At 60.4% G+C, this 10,761-nt stretch carries 7 protein-coding genes; 2 read left to right on the forward strand and 5 right to left on the reverse strand.

Going from position 1 to position 10,761, the window contains the following annotated elements:
* A partial coding sequence (locus tag HG800_RS27085) for a hypothetical protein (RefSeq protein WP_206352486.1) occupies positions 1-266 on the forward strand: 266 nt, incomplete at its 5' end.
* 46 nt (positions 267-312) lie between these two features.
* On the opposite strand, the gene HG800_RS26565 is transcribed toward HG800_RS27085, so the two are convergent.
* The 4 genes from HG800_RS26565 to HG800_RS26580 all read right to left on the reverse strand — a co-directional run bounded on the left by HG800_RS26565 (position 313) and on the right by HG800_RS26580 (position 8,185).
* Complete coding sequence (locus HG800_RS26565) at positions 313-1,311, reverse strand: ROK family protein (protein WP_169981372.1); 999 nt, start codon at positions 1,309-1,311, stop codon at positions 313-315.
* A 111-nt stretch (positions 1,312-1,422) separates the two neighbouring features.
* Positions 1,423-4,782 (reverse strand): hypothetical protein, encoded by a 3,360-nt coding sequence (locus tag HG800_RS26570; protein ID WP_169981374.1) that lies wholly within the window; start codon positions 4,780-4,782, stop codon positions 1,423-1,425.
* An 83-nt stretch (positions 4,783-4,865) separates the two neighbouring features.
* The gene (locus HG800_RS26575) at positions 4,866-7,349 is read right to left on the reverse strand and encodes an endonuclease MutS2 (protein ID WP_235963994.1); all 2,484 of its coding nucleotides are present in this window, start codon (positions 7,347-7,349) and stop codon (positions 4,866-4,868) included.
* Between the two features lie 131 nt (positions 7,350-7,480).
* Complete coding sequence (locus HG800_RS26580; protein WP_169981376.1) at positions 7,481-8,185, reverse strand: HEAT repeat domain-containing protein; 705 nt, start codon at positions 8,183-8,185, stop codon at positions 7,481-7,483.
* Positions 8,186-8,474: 289 nt separating this feature from the next.
* Here HG800_RS26580 and HG800_RS26585 point away from each other — a divergent pair, with 289 nt between their 5' ends.
* A complete protein-coding gene (locus HG800_RS26585) occupies positions 8,475-9,539 on the forward strand; it encodes a N(4)-(beta-N-acetylglucosaminyl)-L-asparaginase (RefSeq protein ID WP_169981378.1) in 1,065 nt (354 codons plus the stop codon).
* A gap of 189 nt (positions 9,540-9,728) precedes the next feature.
* Here the strand turns inward: HG800_RS26585 and HG800_RS27090 are convergent, their stop codons facing one another.
* The gene (locus HG800_RS27090; RefSeq protein ID WP_182830406.1) at positions 9,729-10,127 is read right to left on the reverse strand and encodes a hypothetical protein; all 399 of its coding nucleotides are present in this window, start codon (positions 10,125-10,127) and stop codon (positions 9,729-9,731) included.
* Positions 10,128-10,761: the final 634 nt, after the last annotated feature.

Here is a 10,761-nt window from a genome sequence, read left to right on the forward strand (position 1 = left end):
TGAGTTATGCGTATAATTTCAACCACAATCCACGGTGGGATTTGTCTCCCAGGACGAACAATCATTACAGCCTTGATCACGAACTGCACGTTGCGATTGGCTTCGGTAAGGCGTCCGCGAGATCGAATAATAAGTTTGGCTTCGAGCGAGACCGGACGCTGCCAAGAACGATCGGTTCATATGTATCAACATGCTTCATTTCGTTGATGCGCTCGACGGCCAACGGCAAGAAGCACATCGTATTGAATTATCTGGTGTTTCGCTGACAGAAGGGCACAGGTGACGGATGATCTCCTTGAATCTGCTGAGCGATCAGGTCAATGAGGGAGCAGAGAGGTAACGTTCCCGAGCAATCAGCGAGGCCCCGAGGACACCGGCATCGTCGCCGAGTTCAGCCTGTTCGATGTGGACGCGGCGGTCAGGGTCGGCCATGGCCTGGCCTCGGGCGGCGTTGCGAACCAGTTCGACGAAGGGAGAGCCGATCGCCTCGGTAACGCCGCCGCCAATGATGACGATTTCGGGGCCGAGGACGTTGATCAGGCTGCCCAGGGCGAGGCCAATGAATCGAGCAGCCCGCTCGACCTCGTGGACCGCCACGGGATCACCCGAGCGATAGGCGTTGGATAGCTCCTTGCTCTTGAGCCGGGAGTTCTTGTTGCGGACCACTTCGCGCAACGGGGTGGAGGCCCCTTTCTTGATGGCTTTGTGAATGCGTCGGGTAATGGCAGTGCGGCTGGCGACGGCTTCGAGGCAACCACGACGGCCACAACCACACTTGGGACCATTGGCCTTGACGATGAGGTGACCGATTTCGCCCGCGTTGCCAGTGATTCCGGAAACGATCGCGCCGTCTCGGATCAGGCAGCCTCCGATCCCGGTCCCGACGAAGGCGGCCACGATGTCGCGGTAGCCTCGGCCCGCGCCGAGCATGAATTCACCGTAGCCGCCGGCGCGGACATCGTTCTGCACGGCAACGGGAACACCGAAGGCCTGATGCAGCGTCTCTTTCAAGGGGAAGTCGACGACGTTGAGGTTCGGGCTGGATCGGATGATGCCCGCCTCCACATCAAGCGGTCCGGGCGAGCCGATCCCAAGCGCTTCGATGTTCGAGGGTTCAAGACCGGCAGCGGTCAGGGCGTTTCGTCCAGCTTCGATCAAGGCATCTTGCAAGGCGGCCCCACCTTCACGGGCGGGGGTTGCTTCCTTGGCTCGGCCGAGAATTCGGTGCTCGGCATCGACCACAGCGGCCAGGATCTTGGTGCCCCCGAGGTCAATTCCTAGGACCAGCGGCCCTTCGGCTTGTGTTGTCATCTTTTCCGCTCCGTGGTTGCTCTTTGGTCCCGAATCGCGACATCGCGGTGTCTTGACCTGATGAAGTACCAGGGTCGAGCACCTTGGGAAAGTGGCAACCCCTGTTCCGGTTTACGTCCTCGATTCATCATCGAGTTGAAACCCGATCTGATGGGCCAGGTCCTGAGCCAGTCGGAAGCGATCGGCGGACACGACGATCCCCTGGGCGGCGATCTGGTCGAGGCCCTTGACAATCCGGCTCCGTGATCGGATCCCGACCTCCCTCGTCAACCATCGAGCCAGGGATTCCAAGGCGTAATCATGACCGACTGGGCGTTCAAGGGCCATGACGAGCCAGCAAACAAAGGCATATCGATCGTCAAGGTTAAGTCGAAAGAGGGGAGGAGCAACTTCTGAATTTCCAGCGTTGCGCCATCGCAACAGATCATTCCATCGAGCGTCGGATGTTTTTCCTTCCCAGTGGAATTCGGTGAGGGCGAGGACGCACCGCCAGCGCGATTCCGCCTGATGGGAGAGGCCGAGGGGGGCAGCCACTCTGGACTCTTGAGGCTCGGGTTCCGGGATGAGCGGGGGAAGATGCTCCTCTCGAATGGAAGGGGACGCCCCCCCCGGCCTGCTTCGAAAGAGCCAGGCCTCGATGTACGATCGGCTTCGGAGGTCCTTCAACGGAGCCATTGGAACGAGCCTGGCAAACCCCTCTCGGAGATCGAGAGCGGGGCCCTGTTGTTGGGGTGCGGACCACCACGCGAGCGGTCGGAGCGTCCAGAGTTCGGCAGCATATTCCGGCACGATGACCGCGAGCCTCGGACCGTCACAGGCGTTCAGAAGGATCTCGAAGAATCGATCGGTAAACTCTCCTTTATCAAGCGAGAGAGTCCACCGACGAGCGACGTCAATCGATCGGGTCGGACGATCAGCGTGGAGGTCGCGGCCAAGATCATCCACGAGGGTCGTCGCGAAACGACGGTGTCGAAGCAGGACAGACCGGAGGTTCCAGGAAGCAGCATCATCGGCCGAGATTCGGGTCGTCTCGGCAACGATCAAGGCTCCGAGTCCGGAATGCCGAAGGTGGGCATCATCCGGATGATCCAGTCCCAGCCACAGGTGAACCTGTTCGAGTGCCTCGATCCAGAGCCCAGGATCGGGAAGAAACTGAAGGAGGAGTTCTGCGAGGGGTCTCGCCAGCAATTCAATCCCTTCCGCTCCAGGATCGAAGGCTCCAGGCCAGCAACGCCCACAGCGTTCGAGGATTGGCTGACAGGGTGCAAACTGCTCCTCTGTCAGACGATCGATCATGAGGGAGAGCAAAGGGGCCCGATCGGCCAAGGGAAGTCGGCGTAGCAGGGATTCCTCGGGGAGTTTCCCCCCTTCATCAAGCAATCGCACGAGATGCTGAGCATCGTCGTACAAGGCAACTGACCCCGGAGTGAACGGAAATCGGGAATGAGTAGAAGCCAGCCACTTGGAGAGGGTCTCCGGAAATTGCCGGAGACTTAAGGCGAGGTCGAGCGGCGACCCGAGATGTTGAAGATAGTGCTCAGCCCAACTCGGAGCGAGGGCAAAGCGTTCGGGCTCCGGAAGTCCAAGTACGAGCCGTTCCACTGCCCAGCGATACGCATCGAGCATAGTGTCGTCACGGTCGGCTACTTCCAGGACGCATTCGGCCAGCACGGGGAGCAACCGCGGAGGGACACGATTACGAAGGGCCTCACCTTCGTCACGATACTGGTTGGACGCCATCAGGCGAACCAAGGAAGCGTCGATCCAGTCCCCCTGCCCTTCCAGACGACGCTCAAGAGCCCAGGACTCGTACCAAACCCGGGCGTCGGTGTCGACGGCCTCCATCCGACGCGCGATCACAGAGGCGATCGGCGCGACTTTTCCCAGTCGAAGGGCCTCGTCGGCAATGAGGTCGAGCACGATTGGGAAAGTCTCATGGAGACGGATTGCCTGGTGCAGGACGTGGTCGAGGGCATCCGTGTCGGGTCGATCCAGAACGAGGCCGACCGCGTTCCGGGCTCGGAGGGTCAGGACCACGCGGGGATCAATCGTCGATCGGCGTTCCATCCAGTTCAGAGCGAACTGACCGAGTTCTGAAGGAACCGTTCGGATCAAGCCATCGAGGAATCGGGCGAGGAGTTCCACGGGGGCGATCCGCTGAACGATTGCGTTGAGTCGCTGTTCACGAGCAATCGCAGGCTCTCGGACCCAAAAAAATGCGGTGATCACGCCCCAGAGGGTGGCTGCGTTCGCATCGGTGTCGGTCCAGGTTTCGGGGGCGAGGAGCAGAAGCCAGAAGGCATCGCGCGCGGACGGCTCACGGCTGGCGTCTCGAACCAGAGGGCGCCACCAGTTCGGTTTCCGAGGCTCCGAGAGTTCTGACAGAAGACCGACCTGAGTGGCCCAGGCGACCTGCCGAGCGAAGCCTTTCCATTGCTCCTGCGATCTCGGAGTCATTCCAGGAGACCGCGAGGCATGGACGAGGCCGATGAGAGCATCAAGCCAGGTGTCGGACCAGAGGACGGAAGGATCGTCAGGTCGTTGAGCCCACCGCGTTCTTGAGTCAGTCAGAGTCCAGTGCTCGGACTCCTGAGGGTTGTCAGACGAGACCCAACCGGCCAGTGCCTGAGCCCAGTTTGGAATCACGGCCGGGGGTGACTCGACCCGATCGGTGGTCAAATCCACCACCGGACCGAGGCTGGCGAGCAGAGATCGAGGGCTGGGACTTGACGGGACCGTTCCGTGAATCCGAAATCCGCTGAGTTCCTCGGGCCGATCGTGATAGGTCGAGAAGGTCAACTCGGCCCGAAGCACGGAAGGAAAGGCAAAGGTCAGGGCGGCGATGCGAGGACCTAGGCGATGAGGCTCGTCGATCAATACGAGCGTGCGTCCGGTTCGAGCCGCCTCGGCCACCCGAGCGAGCAGGAAGGCCAATGCCTCGGTATCGAGGTCGAGCAGTGGGGCCACGTGGGAAAGGTCGGGAGTCGTGATCAGAGCCTCGGGACCAATCGCAAAGTCGTCGGGCCGTCGACCTCGACTGGGCTCAGGGTCCGAGCGTCGCCAGCACGGCTGGTTGTAAAGGCCGGCAGGCCAGCAGGCGATTGATTCCCATTCCGAAGGGTCCAGGCGAAGACCATGAGCAAAGTGCCCACCGGGTCGTCCCCACTGGCCGCGTTCCGTTTCGTATTCACGGGATCGGGGTTCGAGCCAGGCCACCTCCGCGAGGGTGCCGACGCGACGGTAGCGAAGGGTTCCGGGTGCAAGCAGCTTCCCGTTGGAGCCAGGTAGGAAGGGTCGGAGTGCGAGGTGTCGCACGTCTCCCGAGGGAGGATAGCCGGAACCGAGTCGTTTGATCTGAAAACCGTTGCTCGCGCCGAGGCCGTAACCGATCGGGCATTGCGTGTAGTAGATCTGCTCCATCCGACCTCGGCCCCATCGGCTCGAAACAAAGGTGAGGACGGGCTCAATCATAACCGATTCGAAGCGCCCGCGAGACGAGCCGGTTCGTTCGGAACGATGTCCATGCGATGCGAGTCGGGCTCCTGGTCAGCGCTTCACTCGAATCGAGTTTTGCCCCGAGTCGGTGAGGTTCGGGAAGGAGTGGCGGCGGGGGCCTCAGGTGTCTTGAGAACCTGGGGGATCAGTTCGTCAACCGTGACATCCCAATTCATCTGACCAATCGCCACGACGGCCTTGTTCTTTCGGGCCTCGACTCGGACGACCCGACCGGGACGATCGTAACCAAGCCGCGGGACAACGACTCGATCTCCAGGCTGGAGTCGGGCGCGGGCCTCCTCCAGTCGGGAATCTTGCTCGGCCTGGGACTGGAGGTCGGCGAGCTTCTGGGAGAGGGCGGCGCGGGTGCGTTCGGCCTCGGCCTGCTGCGCCATCGCCTCCTGGCGTGCCTGTTCGGCCTCGAAACGGAGGCGTTGCACGACCTCCCACTCAGGAGAGCCCTGACCGTCGTCTCGGGACCGTTCGATGTATCGAGCGGCGCGATCGACGAGATGAGCAGGCATGGCGAGGCGTCGGGCAATTTGCAGAGCGTTGGACGCACCGATGTCGCCGATGTGAACCCGGTAGCGTGGTCGAAGGGTCTCGATGTCGAACTCGACAGCGGCGTTCTCGGTGTGTGGGTTGGAGAAGGCGTAGGTTTTCAGGTCGCCGATGTGTGTCGTGACGATTGCCCGGCAGCCAATCTGATCGATCTCGTCGAGGATGGCGCGACCGAGGGCGGCCCCTTCGGCGGGATCAGTACCTGCGCCGAGTTCGTCCAGCAAAATGAGCGATCTCTCGGTGGCTCGGGAGAAGATCTCGGTGATGCGACGGACGTGTGAGGAGAAGGTCGAGAGGGATTGCTCCAGGCTTTGCTCGTCGCCGATGTCGGCGAGGACGTCATCGAGGAGGGAAAGCTGTGACCCTTGGTTGGCCGGGATATGTAGGCCGCACTGAGCCATGATCGCCAGCAGGCCGACGGTTTTGATCGCCACCGTCTTGCCACCAGTGTTCGGGCCGGTGATTACGAGGATATTGAACTGATAGCCCAGATGGATGTCGATGGGAACGACCGATCGGCTCGGGAGGTCCGGTCGGGTTCGGGAGGATTCGGACGGGGGTGAGGAGAGATCGCTTGACTCTCGGCTCTGCGAGGATTCACTCCGTTCACGGCGACGCTGTTCGAGGGGGCGTCCGGACAAGCCTCCCTTGAGTCGGGCCGACTCATCGAGGGCTTCTGGGGAATCATCATCGTCAGGAGACGCGTCGCGTTTGTCTTCCGAACTCTCTGGAACCAGTGTTTGCCCGACAGGAGGCTGGAACAACGATCGGTCGAACTCCTGGTTTGGATCAACCCAGGGAGCGGGCCGGGAACCGACGGGCAGTTCGTGGAAACCGCGAAAGGAGTCGGGAAGTTCAGGGGGCAACGGACGCGAGCCGACCGGCATCTGGTGAAACCCGATGGAAAAAGCACGCTGGGGAGTGCTTGAGCCAAGCTCATCAGATTCAATTGGCTTTGAGCCGGTCGCAATTTCGATCGCGGGACTTTCCTCACTGGAGCGAATCGCCTCAACTTCGGCACGTAGTCTTCGGGATTCCTCGCGAAAGAGGTGTTCGAGGATGGGATGACGAGCTCCTCGTAGGAGGATGCGGCCCTCGGTGTTCAGATCGGGTGGGGTCATCCGATAGTCGAGACTGTAACGTCCTCGGCAGAGCACGAGGTCGAGCGTCGCCATGACCTCAAACGTGGCCGCGAGTGGTTCGGCGACCTGACCAACCTGGGCACTAAGCCACCGGAGGATTCGACGAACCTCCTTGGTTTCCTTCGCCCGGAGGTAGGAGAGCTGGGCCGATTGCTCGGCCACGGCCTGAGGCTCGATGTACACCGTTTCGTTACTGGCACTGGTCCGATGGACCGACCCCTTGAGTTCCCCTCGGAAGTCTCGGGCAACCGGAAGAACATAGTGCTGGCCAACGACGGTGAAATTCGGGTAGCGGAGGATGCGTCGGATCTCGGGGGATCGAAGCATCCGACGAAGGGTTTCCTGAATGCGTTCCTCGACGCCAGCAATCTCTCGACGGATCTCCGACAGACGGCGACTCGCGGTATCGAGGACGCGACCTCGAGCATCGAGACAACCGTCAATGGCATTGGCGAGGCCGGAAAACTCGCCGATGTTTTGTTTTAAAGCGCCAAGCCTCGGGAACGAATCGCCAACGCGGACGAGGTAGCGATCCACCTCGGCGATGATCCGAAGTGAGGAAGCGATCTCGGCCAGCTCGTCCGCGGCCAGGGTCGCCCCGATGGCCGATCGACGCACCGCACCCCGGACGTCGAGCAATCCCGCGAGGGGAGGAGTAAGCCCGGCGGTGAGGGCATCGGTCATCTCGGTCGTCAAGGCCTGCTGCTGGCGAACCTCTCCCAGGTCGAGACTGGGTTCAAGGGCCAGAGCGGCGGTCCGACCGAGGGGAGACGCCGCGTAGGACGAGACCAAAGCTCGAATGCGGTCGAACTCGAGAAGCTCCAGAGAGTGCGTATCCATGATCCCTCAACGACACAGCCCGAACCGAGCGGGTTCGGCTTGATCCGGGTCACTTCATCAATGCCGGTTGATGCATTGCCCGGAACAATTGTCTCACGAATCCGCACGGTATTGCCAGACGAGTCGAGGGATCACGGTGCGGTCTGGACGTCGGGAGGCTGCATCTCGTTGAGACGAGCCTGGGCAAGTTCCTCCCATTGGCTGATTTCAAAGCCGAGGTCCTGACCAGTGATAAGCTTCAGTGTCTGGTAGCTCGCAGCACGGATGGCAGGGTCGGGGTTGCGCATGCCTTCCACGAGCGTGAGGCCGATACGAGGGTCAGCCGGTGCCAGGTCTCCCAGGGCTTCGATCGCGGCAACCCGACAATCGCGACTGACATCGGTCGTCATCACCCGAGCCAGGAGTGTTGCATCTTCGATTGTGCCGAGCTTCCCCAACGCGCGACAGGCCTCGGTTCGCACAATTGGGTCCTCGGCCAGTGCGGTCTTGCGGAGCACGGTCAGGGCCTCGGGACGATCCAGAGCTCCGAGGGTTCGGCAGATGGCGGCCTGGGTCGCCACCGATTCGTTTCCACCTTCTAGCGCTGCAACCAGTTCGCGGACGGCCTCGGTCTTCTGGTTCTCGTCACTGTAGCAACCGGGATCAGCGAGCTTCGTGAACGCGGCGTACCGAACGTTGGGATTGTCGCTTTCCCGGACATGCCGGAGGAAGCTTGATGCAGTCGTACCAAGGAACCCGACCCCACCACACCCAGAAGGAAATGCAAGCAGGCAAAGCGCCATCGTCGCCAGAAGCCGGTGGCGTGGAGGAATCGTCGGAACGATCTGACCTTCCATAAACAAGGCTCCCACCGCGATTGCGGAGGATCGAGTCGGGAGGAGACCGGGGACGGTCGGGAGGTGGCAACGCATCGAAGTCCGAGCCGGTCGGTCGGAACCAGAGATTCGGGATCATGCTTGGGGATCGGTTCAGGGTCAAGGCCATCTCTGGGCCTAGAGGCCGACGTGACTGGTGGTTCGAGGCAAGAAGCCTCGGTATGCTCAGCCGCTCAGGCCGATCTCTCCCAAGGCCGGCTCGTCCAAACGCTCATGTTCCGTTCTCGCTCTTTGGTTGGAGTTCGATCTCATGATGGAACCGATTGATCGCCGGAGCTTGCTTTCAGCGGGAGTCGCCGGACTTTGTGCCGCAACGTTGGGCCTTGGTGCTTCTCCCCGACGCGACGTTGGGAAGGGGAAACCCGTTGTGGTTGCCAGCGCCAACGGCTTGCAAACGGTCGCGAAAGCGATGGATCTGATTCTCGTCGGAGCAGATCCACTCGATGCGGCGATCGAAGGGGTCGCAATCGTCGAAGCCGACCCCAATGATCAAAGTGTCGGGTATGGCGGCATGCCCAATGAAGACGGAGTGGTTGAACTCGACGCGGCCGTAATGCACGGTCCAACGGCTAACGGAGGGGCCGTGGCCGCACTTCAAAACATCATGCACCCGGCCGCCGTGGCCCGTCTGGTAATGCAGCGAACCGACCACTGCCTCCTGGTCGGTGAAGGAGCCCTTCGCTTTGCCCAAATGCACGGCTTCCCCGAAGTGAACTTGCTGACCGAAGCATCACGGAAGATCTGGCTCCACTGGAAAGAGACGCTTAGCGATCAGGACGACCGATTTCCTCCGCCCGATGATCAGCTCGATCCCGTTGTTCAACAGTTTTTTGGCATCCGAGGGACCGGAACCATTCACTGCTCGGCCCTGGATACTCACGGAAACCTCGGTTGCGTGACCACGACCTCAGGGCTCTATTTCAAGATTCCTGGCCGGGTGGGAGATTCACCGATCCTTGGTGCCGGGCTCTACCTGGATAACGAGGTCGGCTCCGCCGGTTCCACCGGACGAGGAGAAGCGAACCTGTTGAACTGCTCGAGCCTCCGCATTGTCGAAGCCCTTCGTGCCGGAAAAGCTCCTCAAGACGCCGCGCTCGAAGCGTGCAGGCAGATCGCCCGCACGAACCTGAACCCAAAGCTCCAAGACGACCAGGGACGTCCGAACTTCGATGTGACGTTCTACTGCGTCCGCAAAGACGGGAACTTTGGAGGCGCATCGCTCTGGTCCGGTGCCCGGATGGCGGTTCATGACGGCGAATCCGCCAGGCTCGTCGATTGTGCCGCCCTTTATGACAGGAAAATCAACGAATCATGAGGTGGGAGGGTTAGTCGATCGGCCTGGCAGATCACCGTCGATCGCCCCCCAACGATACTCCGTCCTTGCGCCGGCATGCTTCAGTCAATAAAAGACTTTGTTACTTCCAGGAACAAACACTCAAAAATCGCATGAATCAGGGATTCTCAGCGAATCCCTGATTCATGTGGAGAGCCGTCATCAAACGAATCAAGCTGAGGCCGAAGAAGCAAGGTGTTTCTTTCCCGCTCCCGTCGTCAGGAAGGGGGTATTCCCGGTCTCCTTGTCCTTCGCACCTCGCTTGACCAGTTTCAACTCCTTGAGTTTATCGATCGATCGCAATTCTGATTTTTGTGCGGGAAGATAGCCAGTCTCACCTGCGGCGTCGATCAGACGAAGGATTTTCTCCTGAGCTTCGGTCAGCTTCAGGGGCTTCTTGGCCACTGCCTTGGCAGCGGGTTTCGTCTTCGCCGAGGTTGCTGGGGCCGTCGTTTTGGCGGGAGGCTTTGGTGCCTTGGGGGCGGCTGCCTTTTTCGCAGCCGCAGGGGCTTTCGATTTGGTCGAGGACGCAGTGGTCTTCTTCTTGGTCGCGGTCTTCTTGGCCGCCATCGTCTCTCACCCTCAGTGGAAAGGAACCGACTGGCCGGAACCGGTCCACCGGCCTTTGCTGTGAGTTTCTTAGCGAAATATAACACGCCTGTGAAGACGGCGAAGCCGCTGGGAAGCCGGTTTTTCCATGCGTTCCAGGAGCTCAGGGACGCTTTGCCAAAGCGAAGTTGACATGTGAAATTCCTCTCGAATCCCAATTTTATCGACCTACAGTTTCTTTGACTCGTTCGCTCATCCTGAAAAATCGCTGTTTTTTCCTGGAATTCTTCCGCCGACCTCCATTTGTTTCGTTGCTCAATAGATCGCGGTATCTTTGTTACTCTGTGTGGGATCGTCATTGAAACGAATTGAAAAAAATTTACCCCGTCTCGTGGATTTTCCCCTAGGGAACGAGGAGAATTCGTCGTTGTCCGGGCTGATCAAGAGGTAAACGTCTGGGTGACTCCTGACTGAGGATAAGGTCTCAAGAGACGCGGCCTCGCCGCCTGACTGGGCTCCATCGGTATCCAACACGGTATCCAAATGCATTTGCTGCGTTGGGACGGACACCCGGACTTGCTGAGTGGAACGAAGGTCATCCCACTGACGATGGAGAACTCTCCCAGCAGTAACAGACCGAGCAATGGACAGGCGG

The organism is Tautonia rosea, from assembly GCF_012958305.1.
GTDB classification, from domain to species: domain Bacteria; phylum Planctomycetota; class Planctomycetia; order Isosphaerales; family Isosphaeraceae; genus Tautonia; species Tautonia rosea.